The 17,105-nt window shown below is 68.4% G+C and carries 15 protein-coding genes and 1 tRNA gene; 6 read left to right on the plus strand and 10 right to left on the minus strand.

Annotated features, from left to right (window positions below):
* Positions 1-23: 23 nt before the first annotated feature.
* Both YU1_RS0100820 and YU1_RS0100825 read right to left on the minus strand, forming a co-directional pair.
* On the minus strand, positions 24-725 hold the full coding sequence (locus YU1_RS0100820; protein ID WP_029002457.1) for an LrgB family protein: 702 nt from the start codon (positions 723-725) through the stop codon (positions 24-26).
* Positions 718-1,113 carry a CidA/LrgA family protein gene (locus tag YU1_RS0100825; protein WP_029002458.1) on the minus strand — a complete coding sequence of 132 codons (396 nt, stop codon included), beginning with the start codon at positions 1,111-1,113 and terminating at the stop codon, positions 718-720. The genes YU1_RS0100820 and YU1_RS0100825 overlap by 8 nt, the downstream gene beginning before the upstream one ends.
* A 121-nt stretch (positions 1,114-1,234) precedes the next feature.
* Between YU1_RS0100825 and YU1_RS0100830 the strand changes: the two genes are divergently transcribed.
* Positions 1,235-2,143 (plus strand): LysR family transcriptional regulator, encoded by a 909-nt coding sequence (locus tag YU1_RS0100830; RefSeq protein WP_029002459.1) that lies wholly within the window; start codon positions 1,235-1,237, stop codon positions 2,141-2,143.
* Here YU1_RS0100830 and YU1_RS0100835 read toward each other — a convergent pair.
* The 3 genes from YU1_RS0100835 to YU1_RS0100845 all read right to left on the minus strand — a co-directional run bounded on the left by YU1_RS0100835 (position 2,122) and on the right by YU1_RS0100845 (position 5,013).
* Positions 2,122-3,405, minus strand: coding sequence for an O-acetylhomoserine aminocarboxypropyltransferase (locus tag YU1_RS0100835; protein WP_029002460.1), 1,284 nt, complete (start codon positions 3,403-3,405; stop codon positions 2,122-2,124). The two genes, YU1_RS0100830 and YU1_RS0100835, sit on opposite strands and share 22 nt — an antisense overlap.
* Positions 3,406-3,633: 228 nt before the next feature.
* Positions 3,634-4,173, minus strand: coding sequence for a CoA-binding protein (locus YU1_RS0100840; protein ID WP_029002461.1), 540 nt, complete (start codon positions 4,171-4,173; stop codon positions 3,634-3,636).
* 60 nt (positions 4,174-4,233) lie between these two features.
* Positions 4,234-5,013, minus strand: coding sequence for a TatD family hydrolase (locus YU1_RS0100845; RefSeq protein ID WP_029002462.1), 780 nt, complete (start codon positions 5,011-5,013; stop codon positions 4,234-4,236).
* 199 nt (positions 5,014-5,212) lie between these two features.
* On the opposite strand from YU1_RS0100845, the gene YU1_RS0100850 reads away from it, so the two are divergent.
* Both YU1_RS0100850 and YU1_RS0100855 read left to right on the plus strand, forming a co-directional pair.
* Entirely contained in the window at positions 5,213-5,788 is a 576-nt protein-coding gene (locus tag YU1_RS0100850; RefSeq protein ID WP_051356329.1) for a biotin transporter BioY, read from the plus strand.
* A 60-nt stretch (positions 5,789-5,848) separates the two neighbouring features.
* Positions 5,849-6,850: a Bug family tripartite tricarboxylate transporter substrate binding protein gene (locus YU1_RS0100855; protein ID WP_029002464.1), complete on the plus strand. Its 1,002-nt coding sequence runs from the start codon at positions 5,849-5,851 to the stop codon at positions 6,848-6,850.
* A gap of 97 nt (positions 6,851-6,947) precedes the next feature.
* Here YU1_RS0100855 and metG read toward each other — a convergent pair whose 3' ends face one another.
* The 5 genes from metG to YU1_RS0100880 all read right to left on the minus strand — a co-directional run bounded on the left by metG (position 6,948) and on the right by YU1_RS0100880 (position 12,764).
* Positions 6,948-8,510, minus strand: coding sequence for a methionine--tRNA ligase (gene metG, locus YU1_RS0100860; protein WP_029002465.1), 1,563 nt, complete (start codon positions 8,508-8,510; stop codon positions 6,948-6,950).
* A 41-nt stretch (positions 8,511-8,551) separates the two neighbouring features.
* Positions 8,552-9,616 (minus strand): DNA polymerase III subunit delta', encoded by a 1,065-nt coding sequence (locus tag YU1_RS0100865; protein WP_051356330.1) that lies wholly within the window; start codon positions 9,614-9,616, stop codon positions 8,552-8,554.
* Positions 9,617-9,713: 97 nt separating this feature from the next.
* Positions 9,714-10,409, minus strand: a complete 696-nt coding sequence (gene tmk, locus YU1_RS0100870) for a dTMP kinase (protein WP_029002467.1) — start codon at positions 10,407-10,409, stop codon at positions 9,714-9,716.
* On the minus strand, positions 10,406-11,620 hold the full coding sequence (locus YU1_RS0100875) for a D-alanyl-D-alanine carboxypeptidase family protein (RefSeq protein WP_029002468.1): 1,215 nt from the start codon (positions 11,618-11,620) through the stop codon (positions 10,406-10,408). Before YU1_RS0100875 ends, tmk begins: the two co-directional genes overlap by 4 nt.
* Before the next feature lie 121 nt (positions 11,621-11,741).
* Positions 11,742-12,764 (minus strand): septal ring lytic transglycosylase RlpA family protein, encoded by a 1,023-nt coding sequence (locus tag YU1_RS0100880; protein WP_029002469.1) that lies wholly within the window; start codon positions 12,762-12,764, stop codon positions 11,742-11,744.
* Between the two features lie 463 nt (positions 12,765-13,227).
* Between YU1_RS0100880 and YU1_RS0100890 the strand changes: the two genes are divergently transcribed.
* From YU1_RS0100890 to YU1_RS0100900, 3 genes are all read left to right on the plus strand, one after another.
* Positions 13,228-13,317 (plus strand) — tRNA-Ser (locus tag YU1_RS0100890).
* Positions 13,318-13,399: 82 nt separating this feature from the next.
* Positions 13,400-15,043 carry a DUF6538 domain-containing protein gene (locus YU1_RS0100895; RefSeq protein WP_084539560.1) on the plus strand — a complete coding sequence of 548 codons (1,644 nt, stop codon included), beginning with the start codon at positions 13,400-13,402 and terminating at the stop codon, positions 15,041-15,043.
* A gap of 269 nt (positions 15,044-15,312) precedes the next feature.
* Positions 15,313-16,740 (plus strand): hypothetical protein, encoded by a 1,428-nt coding sequence (locus YU1_RS0100900; RefSeq protein ID WP_245263190.1) that lies wholly within the window; start codon positions 15,313-15,315, stop codon positions 16,738-16,740.
* The last annotated feature ends 365 nt before the right edge of the window (positions 16,741-17,105 follow it).

Raw genomic sequence — 17,105 nt, forward strand, 5'->3', positions numbered from 1 at the left:
AGCTCAGCCCAGGCGTCCCGGGCTCAGCCCATGAACAGGGCCACCAGCGGCGCCATCATCAGGTTGAAGCAGCCGGCGAGGATCATCACCAATCCGGCGATGGAACCTTCCTCCGCGCCGATCTGGCGGGCCTTGGCGACGCCCGCGCCGTGGGCGCCCATGCCGAGGAAGGCGCCGCGCGCCAAGGACGAGCGCAGCGGCATGAAGCGCAGCATGAACTCGCCCAGCGCCGCGCCGGTCACGCCGGTGATGATGACGAACACCGCCGTCAGTTCCGGCATGCCGCCCAGGTCGCTCGACACCGCCATGGCGAAGGGCGTGCTGGTGGAACGCGGCAGCAGGCTGGTGCGCAGCGCGGTGGGCAGGTCCAGCCAGGAGGCCAGGGCGAAGGCGGTGCCGATGGCCGTGGCGCTGCCGATGGCGACGCCCGCCAGCAGTATGGGCCAATGCCGCTTGATGGTCTCGCGATGCTCGTAGAGCGGGATGGCGAAGGCCACCGTGGCCGGCCCCATCATCAAGGCGATCCAGTGGGTGCCGCGGATGTAGGAGGCATAGCCGGTATGCATCAGCACGACGATGATGCCCACCGAGATCGGCGCCAGGAGCAGCGGGGAGGACCACCAGGCCTGCCAGCGCGCGTTGATCATGCGCGCCACCACGTAGCAGCCGATGGTCACCACGGACCAGAACAGCGCGGTGAGGAGGCCCTGCAAGGCGTCAGGCATGACGGGCCTGCCAGCGGTAGCACAGGTCCACGGTCATGGCGGTGGCGCCCATCACCAGCACCGTGCCGACCACGATCACCGCGGCGATCTTCAGCCCCACCGCGCCCATGAACTCCTGGTGGTCCAGGACGGCGAGCACCGAGGGCACGAAGAACAGCAGCATTTCCGCCAGCAGCCAGCGGGCGCCGCCGCTGACGCTGTGGACCTTGAGCAGGCCGGTGCCGAACAGCGCCAGCAGGGCCAGCATGCCGATGACCCCGCCCGGCACCGGCAGGCCGGCGGCGCGGGTGGCCGTGTCGCTGACAAACCAGACGCCTGCCAGGGCAACGACCTGGGCAAAACGTGTGCGGCGCAACATAATCAGATGACGGAGCTGGGGGCGGTTCATGGCAATGCTTTGATAAGGCTGGAAGGCGTCGGTGGTCCCGACTTGCCGAGCAGCCTACGCTGCGATGCACTATGCGTAAAATGAATTGGTGGAATTCAGACAAGTCGCATATGGAATAGAGATGGAATTGAGAACGCTGCGGGCCTTCGTGGAAGTGGTGCGCCAGGGCGGGTTTTCGCAAGCCGCCAAGGCGGTGTTCGCCACCCAGAGCACCGTCAGCAAGGCCGTGCGCCAGCTGGAGGACGAGCTCGGCGTGCCGCTGCTCGACCGCGTCGCCCATCGCAGCCGCCTGACCGCCGCCGGGGAGATCGTCTACCGGCGCGCCATCACCATGCTGGCGGAGCGCGACGACCTGGTGGCCGAGCTCGGCGAATTGCGCGGCCTCAAGCGCGGCAGCCTGCGCCTCGGCCTGCCGCCGCTCGGCAGCGACACGCTGTTCGCGCCCCTGTTCGCGCTCTACCGCAGCCGCTATCCCGGCATCGAGATCCATCTCAGCGAGCATGGCAGCGCCCGCCTGGAGGAGATGGTGCTGGCCGGCGACATGGACCTCGCCGGCTCGCTCCTGCCCATCTCGGACGATTTCGAATGGCAGTCGGTGCATGAGGAGCCGCTGATGGCGCTGCTGCCCGCGGCCCATCCGCTGGCCGGCGCATCGTCCTGCGATCTCAAGGCCTTGGCCGAATCGCCTTTCCTGCTGTTCGAGGACGGCTTCGCCCTCAACAAGGTGCTGCGCGAGGCCTGGCAGCGGCGCGGCGTGACCCCGACCATCGCCGCCCGCTCCGGGCAGATCGACTTCCTGGTGGGGCTGGTGGCGGCCGGGCTCGGCGTCGCCTTCCTGCCGCGGATGATCGCCGAGCAGCGCGCCCATCCCGGCGTCGCGACGGTGCTGCTGGACGAGCCCGGCACCGCCTGGCACATGGCGCTGGTCTGGCGGCGCGGCGGCTACCTGTCCCACGCGGCCCGCGCCTGGCTGGCGCTGAGCCGCGAGGTCCATGGCGAACGGAGCGATCAGACCTTGGCGAGCGCCTGATCGAGGTCGGCGATGATGTCCGCCACGTCCTCGATGCCCACCGAGAGGCGCACCACCTCCGGCCCCGCCCCGGCCAGCGTCTTCTGCTCGTCGGAGAGCTGGCGGTGGGTGGTGGAGGCCGGGTGGATGATGAGCGAGCGGGTGTCGCCGATATTGGCCAGATGCGAGAAGAGCTCGACGTTCGAGACCAGGTTCACGCCCGCCTCGTAGCCGCCCTTCAGGCGGAAGGTGAACACCGCCCCCGCGCCCTTCGGCAGGTAGGTTTCGGCCAGGGCATGGTAGCGATCGCCGGGCAGGCCGGCATAGCTCACGCCGGCCACTGCCGGATGGTGGGCGAGGAAGCGGGCGACGGCGAGCGCGTTCTCGCTGTGCCGCTGCACGCGCAGGCCCAGGGTCTCGATGCCAGTGAGGATCAGGAAGGCGTTGAACGGCGACAGCGCCGGCCCGAGGTCGCGCAGGCCGAGCACGCGGCAGGCGATGGCGAAGGCAAAATTGCCGAAGGTCTCGTGCAGCACGATGCCCTGGTATTCCGGCCGCGGCTGGGTGAGGAAGGGGTAGCGCCCGCTTGCCGTCCAGTCGAAGGTGCCGGCGTCCACGATCACGCCGCCGATGGAATTGCCGTGTCCGCCCAGGAACTTGGTGGCGGAATGGATGACGATGTCGGCGCCGTGCTCGATCGGGCGCCAGAGGTAGGGCGTCGCCAGCGTGTTGTCGACGATCAGCGGCACGCCCGCCTTCTTGGCCACCGCCGAAATGGCCTTGAGGTCGGTGACGATGCCGCCAGGATTGGCGATGCTCTCGACGAAGATCGCCTTGGTCTTGGGCGTAATGGCGCGCTCGAAGCTGGAGATGTCGTCGGGATCGGCCCACGCCACCTCCCAGCCATAGCTCTTGAAGGCGTGGTTGAACTGGTTGATCGAGCCGCCGTAAAGCTTTCTGGACGCGACGAATTCATCGCCCGGCGTCAGCAGGGTGTGGAACACCAGATGCTGCGCCGCATGGCCGGAGGCCACCGCCAGCGCCGCCGTCCCGCCCTCCAGCGCCGCCACCCGCTCCTCCAGCACCGCGTTCGTGGGGTTGCCGATGCGGGTGTAGATGTTGCCGAAGGTCTGCAAACCGAACAGCGCCGCCGCATGGTCCACGTCGTCGAAGACGAAGGAGGTGGTCTGGTAGATCGGCGTCGCCCGGGCGCCGGTGGTGGGGTCGGGCTGGGCGCCGGCATGGATGGCCAGGGTGGAAAAGCCGGGGATGCGGTCGGTCATGGACGTGTCTCTCTCCTAGGCCAGGTTGTCCTGGGCGCGACGCCGTCGGTTTGGCCGCGGCATCGCTTCGGCACGCATCATGCGTCGAGCCCGGGTGTAATTCCAGACAACCCAGCATTTTTTTGTTGTTTATGCGCCATTCACCGCGTCGCGCGGCGCTTCGCCGCGCACTTCCCCATTTGCGACACCGTGTCTTAGGACATCATTCCGTGCCCGGCGGCGGCGCCCTCAGGTCCGCGTGGGGCCCGGCCGGTCGATGGACAGGCGCTGCACCCCCTGCCCCAGCCGCTGCGGCCGGCGGGCGGAGATGGTCCGGCTGTTGACCCCGGTCCAGCCGATCTCACCGGAGAGGCGGGCATATTCGATCTTCGGGCAGCGGTTCATCACCACCTGCACCCCCGCCGCCTCCGCCGTGGCGGCCGCCGCGTCGTTGCGCACCCCGAGCTGGGTCCAGATCACCTTGGGCAGCGGCGTGAGGGCGAGGGCCTCCTCCACCACCTGCGGCACGTGCTCGGAGGCGCGGAACACGTCCACCATGTCGATGGGCTCGGGGACGTCGGCCAGCGTCGCATAGGCCGGCAGGCCGGCGACCAGCTTGCCCGCCTGCCCGGGGTTGACTGGGAACACCCGGTAGCCGCGCTCGGCCAGATACTTGGTCACGAAGAAGGAGGGCCTGGCCGGATTGGCGCTCGCCCCGACGATGGCGACGGTCTTCACCCCGGAGAGGATGGCGCGGATATAGGCGTCCGGATACTGGTCGTGATTCATGCGCCGCCTCTCCTGCCGTTTCCGTGTCTCACGGCATTGGCTGCCGGTTGAGGCCCGCGCTCAGGTGCGGGCCGCCTTTGAGAACAGCCTATAAAAATTCTCAGTGGTGCGCGCCGCGATCTCCTCCAGGCTCACGCCCAACGTTTCTCCCAGCACGGTCGCCGTGTTGCGCACGAAGGCGGGCTCGTTGCGCTTGCCGCGATGCGGGGTGGGGGCGAGGAAGGGCGCGTCGGTCTCCACCAGCAGCCGCTCCACCGGCAAGGCGGCGGCGAGCGCCCGCAGCTCCTCGCTCTTCTTGAAGGTGATGACGCCGGAGAAGGAGACGTAGCCGCCCAGCGCCACCGCCCGGTGGGCGAGGTCGGCGCCGCCGGTGTAGCAGTGCAGCAGGAAGGGGAAGGCGCCCTTGGCGCTCTCCGCCTCCAGGATGGCGGCTACGTCGTCGTCGGCCTCGCGGGCATGGATCACCAGCGGCAGGCCGGTCTCGCGCGCGGCGGCGATGTGGGTGTGGAAGCCGTGCGCCTGCGCCTCGCGCGGGCTGGTGTCGTAATGATAGTCGAGCCCGACCTCGCCGATGGCCACCACCTTGGGATGGGCGGACAGCCGCACCAGATCGGCGGTGGTGACGTCCAGCTCCTCCGCCGCCTGGTGCGGATGGGTGCCGACCGAGCAGCTCACCAGATCGAAGCGCTCGGCGATGGCCAGGATCTCCGGAAAGCGCTTCACCCGGGTCGAGATGGTGACGAGGTGAGACACCCCGGCGGCGGCGGCGCGGGCCACCACCTCCGGCAGTTCGGGGGCGAAATCGGGGAAGTCGAGATGGCAGTGGCTGTCGACGAGCATGATGGAAGAACGGCACCTTCGGCCAGGAGCGGATGTTCGGCCTCACATAGGCGCTGACGGCCCGTCCGTCGAGGCGCGGCGTCGTCCGACCCCGCCGTGCCCCGTCGTGCGTGCCCGTCTTGCCGTGCCCGTCCTGCGTGCCCTTGCGTCGCCGCACCGAAGGCCCGATAGGAGATCGCCGCTTCCGGAGATTGCGCTGATGATGCCGCACACCCCCGCCCCGCCGCTCGCCCGCCTCGCCACCCGCTCGCTGGCCTGGCGCCTCGCCCTGGTGGCGCTGGGCGCGGCGGTGATGGCGGCCGGCGCCCAGGCCAGCGTGCCCATGGTGCCGGTGCCCATGACCTTGCAGAGCTACGCCCTGGTGACGCTGGCGGCGCTGGCCGGCTGGCGGCTCGCCGGGGAGATCGTCGGCGTCTATCTCGTCGCCGGCTTGCTGGGCGCGCCGGTCTTCTCCGGCGCCAAGAGCGGCCTTGCGGTGCTGATGGGGCCGACGGGGGGCTATCTGGTCGGCTTCCTCGTCGCGGCGCTGGTGGTCGGCTGGCTGGCGGAGCGCAATTGGCACCGCTCGGTGGCGCAGTGGACCGCGCTGATGACGCTCGGCCACGTGGTGCTGCTGGCGTTCGGCGTCGGCTGGCTGGCGGTGAAGATCGGCACGCCGCTGGCCGTCGAGAAGGGCCTCGTGCCCTTCCTGCCCGGCTCCGTGGTCAAGATCCTGCTGGCGACCGCGACGCTGCTGCTGGCCGAGCGGATGGTCGCGGAGCGCCCCCGCCGCTAACGCCGCACCCAAGCCCCCTTCTTCCGCTGCGTCATGTCCTCTAACGTGCCGCGCGGAGGAATGCTGATGACTCGCCTGATTTCGATCTTTGCCCTTTCCCTTTCCCTTGCCCTCACCCTTGCCCTCGCCCCGGTCGCCGGCCCGGCCCAGGCGCAGGAGGATTATCCCACCCGCCCCATCCGCCTCATCGTGCCGTTCGCGGCCGGCGGCTCCACCGACATCGTCGCCCGCATCATCGCCGCCAAGATGAGCGAGATCCTGAAGCAGCAGGTGATCGTGGACAATCGCGGCGGCGCCGGCGGCAACCTCGGCGCGGCGGCCGTCGCCAAGGCGGCGCCCGACGGCTACACGGTGCTGATGGGCACGGTGGCCACCCACGCCATCAACCCGGCCCTCTACGCCAAGATGCCCTATGACCCGGTGAAGGACTTCGCCCCGGTCTCGCTGCTGGTGAACGTGCCGAACGTGGTCATCGTCCACCCCTCACTCAACGTGAAGACCACCGCCGAGCTGATCGCCCTGCTGAAGGCCAATCCCGGCAAGTATGAATACGCCTCCTCCGGCGTCGGCACGCCGCTGCATCTCTCAGGCGCGCTGTTCGAGAGCATGGCGGGCGTGAAGATGGTGCACGTGCCCTACAAGGGCGCCGGCCCCGCCATGCTCGACCTCGTGGGCGGGCAGGTGAAGATCATGTTCGACAACCTGCCCTCGGCCATCGGCCATATCCGCAAGGGCTCCGTGGTCGGCCTAGCCGTCACCACCAAGGAGCGCTCGCCCGCCGCCCCGGACCTGCCCACCGTCTCCGAATCCGGCCTGCCGGGATATGAGACCTATAGCTGGAACGCCATCTTCGCCCCGGCGGGCACGCCCATGGCCATCATCGACAAGCTGGCCAAGGCCGGCGCCCAGGCGGTGGCCGACCCGGACGTGAAGGCCAAGCTGGCCGACCTCAGCGCCGTGTCCGTCGGCAGCACGCCGGACGCGCTGGCCGCGCATGTGAAGGCGGAACTCGCCAAGTGGGGGCCGGTGGTGAAGGCCTCCGGCGCCTCCATCAACGAGTGAGGCGGCGCGCCCATCTCTCACTCCAAACACGAAGGCCCGGCGCGATGCGCCGGGCCTTTTTCGTGTCGGGTGCGCCCCGGCGGGCGCGGGCACCAGCTCAGCCGGCTGCGGGCGCCTCAGGCTCCACATAGCGCGGGAACACGCCGGTGGGCGCCGGGATCACCGTGCCGCCGGGCAGGCGGAAGCCGCCACCCAGCCGGTCGAAGCCGCGCTCGGCCTCCGGCACCAGGATGAGGTCCAGCATCTTGCCGGCGCTCGCGGGCATCACCGGCTGGGCCAGGATCGCCACCTGCCGGATCACTTCCGCCGTGGTCCACAGCACGGTTTCCATGCGCTTGGGATCGGTCTTGCGCAGCGCCCAGGGCGCGGCGGCGGCGAAATAGCGGTTGGCCTCCGCCACCACCGCCCAGACGGCGGCCAGATACTGGTGGATGGCCTGGCTCTCGATCGCCTCGCGCGCCTTGCCGATCATGCCGTCCGCCAAGGCGAGGATGGCCTCGTCCTCGGCCGAGAGCGGGCCGGGCTCCGGCACCACGCCGTCGAGATTCTTGGCGATCATCGACAGCGAGCGCTGGGCGAGGTTGCCCAGGTCGTTGGCGAGGTCCGCATTCATGCGGTTGACGATGGACTCATGGCTGTAGGAGCCGTCCTGCCCGAACGACACCTCGCGCAGGAAGAAATAGCGCACCGCATCCACGCCATAGGTGTCCACGAGGCCGAACGGATCGACCACGTTGCCCACGGACTTGGACATCTTCTCCCCGCGGTTGAACAGGAAGCCGTGGCCGAACACCCTTTTGGGCACCTCCAGCCCCGCCGACCACAGGAAGGCGGGCCAGTAGACCGCGTGGAAGCGGATGATGTCCTTGCCGATCACATGCACGTCCGCCGGCCAGAACCGCTTGAACAGGTCGGCCTCGGTGTCGGGATAGCCGAGCGCGGTGATGTAATTGGTCAGCGCGTCCACCCACACATACATGATGTGCGCCGGGTCGCCGGGCACCGGGATGCCCCAGTCGAACGTGGTGCGGGAGATGGACAGGTCCTGGAGCCCGCCGGACACGAAGCTCACCACCTCGTTGCGCCGCGCTTCCGGCATGATGAAGCCGGGGTTGGCGGCGTAATGGTCCAGCAGCTTCTGCTGATAGGCGGAGAGGCGGAAGAAATAGCTCTCCTCCTCCACCCATTCCACCGGCGTGCCCTGGGGGCCGAGCCGCACATGCTGCTCGTTCACGGTGGTCTCTTCTTCGGCGTAATAGGCCTCGTCCCGCACCGAATACCAGCCGGAATAGGTGGACTTGTAGATGTCGCCGCGCGCGGCCATGCGCTCCCAGATCGCCTGCGAGGCTTTCTTGTGGCGCTCCTCCGTGGTGCGGATGAAGTCGTCGTTGGAGAGGTTGAAGGCCTCCCCCATGGCCTGGAAGCGCGGCACGTTGCGCTCCAGCAGCTGGCGCGGCGTCAGCCCCGCCTTCTGCGCGGTCTGGAGCATCTTGATGCCGTGCTCGTCCGTGCCGGTGAGGAAGCGCACGTCATAGCCGTCCAGCCGCTTGAACCGCGCGATGCAGTCGGTGGCGATCGCCTCATAGGCGTGGCCCATGTGCGGCACGCCGTTGGGGTAGGCAATGGCGGTGGTGATATAGAAGGACGGCTTCGAAGGCATGTGAGGTCCGAACCAAAAACCGGGGACGCCGGACGGTCGGCTCAGATGCGCGACGCCTCCGCGAGCTCGGTGAAAATGCGAAAAACCAGCGCCTTGCGGTCGAGATTGTAGGTGTCGGCCTCGGCGCCGCTGCAGCGTACCTTCTCCCACACCTCGCCCAGGCGGACAAGGCGGTGCCGCCCCGCCGCCCCGCCGGTGGCCTCCGCCGCGATCCAGTCGCTGACCGCCTCAAGGAACAGCGCGAGGCCGTCGCCCCGGTCGCCCTGGAGGCGGGCGCCCAGCGCGTGCAGTTCCTCCATGCGCGGCTGGGGCAGTTGCTCCAGGGCGCGCAGCGTCGCCCCGCGCACCTCCATGCCCTCCCCGCGCGCCAGCACGATGGCCCGCCGCACGCTGCCGCCGCTGGCCGCGGCCGCCGCCGGCAGCGCCGCCCCGTCCAGCTCCAGCGCCGGCGCCAGATGGTCGAGCGCCGCCAGCACTTCAGCGCCGCCCAGCGGCTTCAGCCGCACCATGCGGGTGCGCGAGCGGATGGTGGGCAGCACCCGGCCCGGCGCATGGCAGACCAGCAGGAACAGCGCGCGCGCCGGCGGCTCCTCCAGCGTCTTCAGCAGCGCGTTGGCGCCGAAGGCGTTCAGATCGTCCACCGCGTCCACGATGCACACCCGCCAGCCGCCGCCGCCCGCCGTTGCGCCGAAGAAGCTGCGCACCTTGCGCACCATGTCGGCGGGGATGACGGTGGGGATCTTGTCCTCCCCCGCCTCCGGCACCCGGCGCAGCACCAGCAGATCGGGATGGGACAGCGCCGCCACCTGCCGCCAGATGGGATGGGTCTCCGGCACGTCGAAGGCGTGCTGGTTCGGCGAGACCGGCCCGCCCGCCAGCACGAAGCGGGCGATGCGATAGGCCAGCGTCGCCTTGCCGATGCCCTCGGGTCCGCCGATCAGCAGCGCGTGCGGCAGCCGGCCCGCCCGCCATTCGGCGATCAGGTCCGCTTCCACCTCCGCATGGCCGAACAGCCGGTCCTGGCGGCGTGGGTGCGGCGCACCCGGCAGCACATCGCCTTCCGCGCCCTCGCCGGTGGCATCCTTGTCAGCAGCAGATCGCGCCAAGCAGCTTATTCCCTCAGTTCGGTCGCGTTTTCCGGGCCGGCGTCACCGGCGCGATGTCTCCGGCTCCGGCGCGATGTCTCCGGCCCGGCGGCGGTCCTCAGCGCGGCTTCGTCCCGCGCCGCTTGGCGGCCTGCCGCTTCGGGGCCGGGCGCCACATGCGCGCCGCCACCACGTCCCAGATCCGCGCCGCCACCTCGTCCGGCGTGCCGGCGGCATCGATCACCGCGCAGCGCTCCGGCTCGGCCTTCGCCAAGGCGAGGAAGGCATCCCGCACCTTCCCATGGAAGGCAAGCCCCTCGCTCTCGAAACGGTCGGCCTCCTCCCCGCGTTCCTCCCCCCGCGCGGCGGCGCGGGCGAGGCCCACCTGCGGCGGAACATCCAGCACCAGCGTCAGGTCGGGGCGCGCGGCAGCGGCGGCGACCTGCTCCAGGTCGTCCAGCAGCGCGGCGTCGAGGCCGCCGAGCACGCCCTGATAGACCCGCGTCGAATCGATGAAGCGGTCGCAGACCACCCATGTGCCGGCGTCGAGCGCCGGGCGGATCAGGCTGTCCACATGGTCGGCCCGCGCGGCGGCGAACAGCAGCGCCTCGGCGGCGGGGCCGAAATCCTTGGCGGCGCCGGACAGGATCACCTGCCGGAGCGCCTCCGCCCCCACCGAGCCGCCGGGCTCGCGGGTGATGGCGACCGCATAGCCGCGCGCCTCCAGCGCCGCCGCGAGGCGCCGCGCCTGGGTGGACTTGCCGGTGCCTTCGCCGCCCTCCAGGGTGATGAAGCGCCCGCGCGCCGCGCTCATTTCTTCAGCTTCGCCATCACCTGGGCGCTCAGGTCGCGGAAGGCGTCGCCGGCCAGCGTCCCGGCCCCGTCCATGGCCCGCTGCCAGATCGTGCCCACCGCCACGTCGGCGGTGGTGTAGACCGGCACTTCGAGCACCTTCATCTGGCCGCGCGTCAGCTCCAGCCGGCCGACCTCGGTGCCCTTGGCGACGGGGGCCCGCAGGGGGGTCTTGTAATTCACCCGCGCCACCAGCTTCTCCTGGCTGTTGCGCGGCAGCAGCAGCGACAGCGGCACCTGGGCGCTGAGGCCCACCGAGCCGGTCTCCCCGCCCCAGATGCTGGCCCGGCCGATCTCCGCGTCGGCGGCGAACAGCAGGCGATACTGGAAGGAGTGGAAGCCCCATTCCAGCAGCTTGCGGGTCTCCTCCAGCCGCTCCTTCTCGGACTTGGCGCCCATCACCACCGCCACCAGGCGCTGGTCGCCCTGCACGGCGGAGCCGACCAGGTGATAGCCTACCTCGCGCACCCAGGAGGCGTGCAGGCCGTCGGCGCCGACGCCCGCGTCCAGCAGCGCGTTGCGGTTGCGCTGCTTGATCTTGTTCCAGTCGATGCCGGGGATGGCGAAGATCTTGTAGAGGTCCGGGTCGGTGCGGATGATGGAGCGCGCCAGCAGCGCCATGTCGCGCGCGGTGGTGTATTGCTCGGGATCGGCGAAGCCGGTGGCGTTGCGGAACTGCGAGCCGGTGAGGCCGATCTCGGCGGCCTTGGCGTTCATGCGGTTGGCGAACTCGATCTCGGTGCCGCTCACGCCTTCCGCCAGCGCGATGGCGGCGTCATTGCCGGACACCACCAGCGCGCCCTGGAGCAGGTCGCCCACCCGCACCTGGCTCTTGACCGCCGCGAACATGGCCGCGCCGCCGGACGGCCCGCCGCCCCGCCGCCACGCATTCTCGCTGACATAGAACGGGGTATCGAGGGTGATCTTGCCGGTGTGGATCTGGTCGAACACCACGGCGGCGGTCATGATCTTGACGATGCCGCCGGGCGCCATGCGGCTTTCCGCATTCTTCTCGAACAGGATGGTGCCGCTGGCGAAATCCACCAGCGTGGCGCTGGGCACCGGGGTCTGGAAGGCGGTCTGGGCCTGCGCCAGCGCGACCGGCGCCAGGCTGAGCGCCAGCGCGGCGGCAAGGCGCGGCAGCGCGTGCCGCGCGGACGAACCCGCCGACAAAAACGCCGCCAGACCGTAGGGCCGGCGGCGCGCGCTTGGCAAAGAGGGCCGGCCCGAATTGGACACGGCGCCCCGCATGTTCATACCCATGGACGCCCCCCCGGAACCCCCGTTCCGCAGATCAGCGTCCCGAACTGGTCGAGACGCCCGTAAAGCTCAAGCCGCTGACCGGCGCCGCGCCGACCGACCATCCGGCCGGGCCGGGCGCGGCGGCATGGATCGCCGCCGTGGCGTTGGGCGCGCTGGACACGGACGAGGACTGAGACGAAGACGCCACCGTCACCGGCCGCGCGGCCGGCCTGGACGCCACCTGCGGCGCCTCCACCGGATGGACGGCGGCGGCGCGCATCGGCGCCGGGGCGGGCGTGGCGTCCGCCACCTGCTCGCCGGCCTCGGCATGGCCGAGGTCGAACGGGCGCTGCAGCGGAACCGGGATCTCGCCCGGCGCGCTCTGCGGCATCACCATGGGCAGGCTGGGCACGAAGGGGGCGGCGGAGGCCACCTGCACGGCGGAATTGGCCGGCACTTCGGCCGGGCCGCCGTCCTGGCGGAGCGAAGCCACCAGCTTGCGGTCGTCAGAGCCGTCGAGCGGGGCGCGGCTCACGAAGTCCACGCGCACCTTGGCGACGCCCTTGGACGAGAAGCCCAGCAGGTCGGCGGTGCGATGCGAGACGTCGATCACCCGGTTCTGGTGATACGGCCCGCGGTCGTTGACGCGCACGATGATGGAGCGGCCGTTGTTGAGATTGGTCACCCGCACGTAGGACGGCATGGGCAGGGTGGGATGGGCGGCCGAGATGGAGGTGCGGTCGAACACCTCGCCATTGGCCGTCAGCCGGCCGTGGAAGTCGTCGCCATACCAGGAGGCGATGCCTTCGGCGGTGTAATTGGGATTTTCCTGCGGCACATAGGTGCGGCCGGCGATCACATAGGGCTTGCCGACGCGGTAGGCGCCGCCGCCCTTGGGCACCGGCTGGCCGTCGGCCACCACCTTGGGGCTGGCCGACACGCCGTATTTGGGATCGATCTGGCCGGCCAGCTTGCCCGCCGAACCGCACGCCGCCAGCGACAGGCAGAGCGCGGCGACGCCGAGGCTGCCGCGCGAGGCGCGTACGAGGGAGACGATCTGCTGTTCTCGCGTCATGAGCGTCCTTGCCACCAGCGTGCCCGTCACCGTCGTCCTTGCCGTCGTCATCACCGAAACCCGGGCCGCGTGCGCGTCTGCGGACTTCCGTGAGGCAAGCAGACTGTGACATGCCTGCGTGGAATTTGACACAAGAGGTGCGGAAAACGAGGCGGAAATGCGGCACACCTGTGGTTAAGGTAAACGAGCTGTAATGTTCCGCAAGGCGGCGTTAGCTTTGCGCCGTTCCGGCCCACCGCCGCCGGGCCTTCGGCCCTGGTGACGCGGCACGATGGCATGGCAAGCTTGCCCCTCCCTGTCCTCGCCGGCCGCGAATCGCGCAACGGCAGGCGGGCGGACAGGCAGGCAGGCAGGCAGGGTGGACCGGGGAGCAAGGCGGGGGACAGGCAAGGGGGCGTCTCTCGACGGCGGGTCCCTGGCTCGCTAGAAGACCCCGCGCCGCCGCCAGCGGACGGCGCATGCGGGAAGGGTGGCCGAGTGGTTTAAGGCAGCGGTCTTGAAAACCGCCGTGGGTGCAAGCCCACCGTGGGTTCGAATCCCACCCCTTCCGCCATATCTAAGTTATTGATTTTATTGCATCTAACGCCTCTGGAAGTCGCCCCTGTTGTCACACCCTGTTGTCACAGGCGGCGGCGATGGCGACGACCCACATTTTTCGACGCGGCGGGACATGGTGGTTTGTTCGCGGCATGCCCCGCGACCTTCACGCAAGGTTCGGCAGCTCTCATGTCCGGCGATCCCTGCGGACCGCCGACCACAGGCTGGCGAGACGTCGGGCAGCGCGCATGACGGTGGCGATGGACGATTGGGCGGAAGCCGTGCGTAAGGCGATTGAGGACGATCCGGAACAGCCGGATCGCGCCCTTCTGCTGCGCCTGCTCGGCGAAGCGATGGAACGCGCCGAAAGCGAGGCGCCCCTCGGTCGGCTACGGCAGGAGGCTTCTGAACTTCGCTCAGCAACCGCAGAACTGGTCGCTTCCCGGGAAATGGCGAGGAGCACCGGGGAGGTCATCGGGCGGGTGACGCCGATCATCGGAAACTACAAGGAGAAAGCAGTTCGGTTGCGCGAATTGGAGGCGAAGCGCGCGCCATCCGACGAGATCGCGGCACTTCGCAGAGAGATGACAGAACAGATGCTGTCAATGCGATCCCTGGTCATCAACGCCCACAAGGAACGTTGGTCCGAGAGCCGGCTGTCGGAGTTGCTTCCAGCCTATCTCGAGGCCAAGGCGAAGACACTCAAGAACTCCAAGCACCTCTCTACCCTTGGACCACGCATCGAGCTCTTCATTCAGACCGTCGGCGACAAGCCGGTCCGCGACTACGAGCGTGCCGACATCGAGACCTTCCGTGACCTCCTCGACCAGACCCCGAGCCGCTGGGAAGCGCGGTTTAGAACAAAGGTCATCTCTGAGGCCGTTGCCGCCAACGCCAAGCGGTTGCGTCCTCATCCAGCGATGGAACCAAAAACCATCGACGACGGCTATCTGTCGCACATCAAGAATTGCTTCTCGTGGCTCGAGACGACACGAAAGATCGAGAGAAATCCAGGGACCGGCGTGGTGTCCGGCCGCACCGATCCGCAGCAGCGTCCGGACGAAGGACGGTTGCCCTTCTCACCTGCCGCCCTTTCGAAATACTTGGCCTACGCTGCCCAATCTCGGTCGCGGGTATCACCGGATTATTGGCTTCCGCTGCTCGCGCTCTATACCGGCGCCCGCCTGAACGAACTGTGCCAGATCGAACCACAGCGCATCGTCGAGCGTGATGGCATATGGTTGATCGACCTGCTCACGATCTATGATCGAAACGAGATCGACCGCTTACCCGAGGCCGAACGCCTCAAATTGAAGTCGGCTGCGGCGAGGCGGGAAATCCCACTTCATGACAACGTCGTGTCGGCTGGGTTCCTCGATTTCGTGCATGCCGGCCGAGAGCGCGGAGGGCGGCTCTTCCCAAAGCTGAAGGCCGATGAGTTCGGCTACTTCTCAGCCGCCATATCCAAGCGACTAAACCTCGACATCGAACGTGCCGGCGCAAAATCGGCTCGCGTCTCTTTTTACAGCCTGCGTCACAACTTCCGGGATGCGCTCACCAACGCAAGCGTCCCCGATCGCACCGCTGACCGTGTGATGGGACACGTCATTCAAGGGGCGCAGGCGAACTACGGCTCTCCACTCCTCGAGGTCGCAGAAATCGAGGCCATCCGGCGCATCGCATTCCCACAGGTTGATATTGCGCCATATCTTTCACGCGCCAGGGGGGGGGCTGCGGCTTAACCGGCTCGGACCCACGTTGAAGGACGTTCGGCGTAACCGCGGAACTCCCTCGAGGTCGCAGGCGCGCTGCCCGGCGATCCAAGATGCACTCTATCGGCCTAAGGGATCCACTTGCCGACTGGGCTTGACCCGTGCGCCGCCGAACCACAGCCTTGAAATCAGTACCCCCTCGGTCATCGCGCTGGCAGGCGCTCGCGAGGGGGTGTGTGAACGAGGTCAAGGATGAACACCGGCATCGCACGCGTCAAACCTGCCCGTCGCTCTGACGGGTGACCGCCCGGCTCGGATCCACTCCGAGCCAATCGACACCCTTCTTTGATCCCAACCGTCAACAGATTTTGCCTCCGCCGGACGGTCCCGTCCGAGCCTTCGAGACTCGCTGGGCCGAAGAGCGCTGGCTGCGCGACGCCATGTCCGATTGGCCGTCACCGAAGAGCGGCAAGGTCACGCCCGAGAACCAAGTGTTCATTGAGCGAGCCGTCACGCGGCGGGAACTAATTCACCGGCGGCTCGCCGAGGGCTTCGCATTCCATGGCGGCACTATTGGCGGACGATGGCGCGAGGCATTCTCGGAGAGGGGCCTGCGATCCGACGCCAGCCACGTCTTACGCCGCATCGTGCAGCTCACCCCACGCCAGAGCGCCATGCAGGTCGGCCGCTCGAAAGATGTCATGTTCAGCACCGACGCCAAAATTCTTGGGTTGGATGAACCATGGCTCGTGCTGAACAGCGAGGTTCGCGGCGCCTTCCGGATCGATTTGGACCACGTCTTCCCCTCATGGGCGGCCCTACGATATGAATTCGAGCAGCTTCGGCTTCCGTGCCTGCCGCACGTCGTCGTCGGCTTTGAAGACGAGAATGGGAGGATTGAGCGGCCCCATGCCATCTATCTCCTTCCCTACAACGAGGGTGTGTGGTTCTCAGATGACGTCCGGTGCCGGAAGGATGTGATGGCCTTCTGGCGTGGTGTCCATGCCGGCATCACAAAGTCGCTACTCCCCCTTGGGGCAGACCCCGGCGCTCTGTCCAATGCCATGCGCACGAAGAACCCACTAAGCCCTTTCTGGTCCATTGCGATCTGGAACGAAACGACCTTTCCCAACCTCTCAGAATGGGAGGACTGGGTGGATACCCGGACCGATCGAAGGAAGATGATCCGGGAGAGCGCAGCGACACTCGCCACTGCCGACCGCAAAGCGAGCAACGTGCTTTTCACCACGTTCCAGGCGTGGGCCTACGAGATCCTGGCCGCACTCCATCGGGCCGGTGACACCGCCTACCTCGAGGCGATCCGCACCGGCGACAGGGACGCGCTGGCCAAGCTGCTGTTCTATGCGCTGGTTCCGCGAGCCAGCCAGAGCGCAGATCATCCCCGGCAAGCCCAAGCGATTCTGTACCGGGTCGTCGACTACGCCTCCGTACGTTGGGATCCCGATCGCTGTAAGCCGGATCAGACGAAGGACCGCGGGGCCTGCGCGAACGAGGTCGCAGCCATTCGGGACGTCAGTGCCCGGCAGGCGGTGGGGGCGTATTACGCCCACGGCCTCCGTCGATCCCGATCGGCGAACATGGTCCAAGAGGCCATCGAGGCGGTGCAGGCGGCCGGAGAGGTTGCCACCGTCACGAGCATCGCCAGGCGCACGGGCCTGTCCCGCGTGACGGTCCGTACGAATTGGCCCGGACATACGATGAGGTAACGTCCGGTGTCACCGGTCGAAACTCCCAAACATTGGGAGTTTGAGAACCTTCGACCGTTATCCAGGGGACTGTGCCTCGCTGGATCCCGGGAATGACAAGAAACTCGCCAAGCAACGAGCCAGCGACATCCGGCGTGATCGTCGGATTTGACTACAGCCAGATACCCGCCGAGCATCGAAAAGCTCTGCGGGCCGACGCCGTGGCGATCCGCAAGAGCTTGGTCGACGCCGCGGGTGCGCTCATGGACATCGGCGAGCGGCTTGACCGGTGGCGCGATGCGCTCCCGCACGGGGCATGGCTGCCGTGGGTCCTGACGGAGACCGGCATGTCAGGCCAATGGGCGCGGGATGCCATCAACGTCTAC

The organism is Azorhizobium doebereinerae UFLA1-100, from assembly GCF_000473085.1.
Classification (GTDB): domain Bacteria; phylum Pseudomonadota; class Alphaproteobacteria; order Rhizobiales; family Xanthobacteraceae; genus Azorhizobium; species Azorhizobium doebereinerae.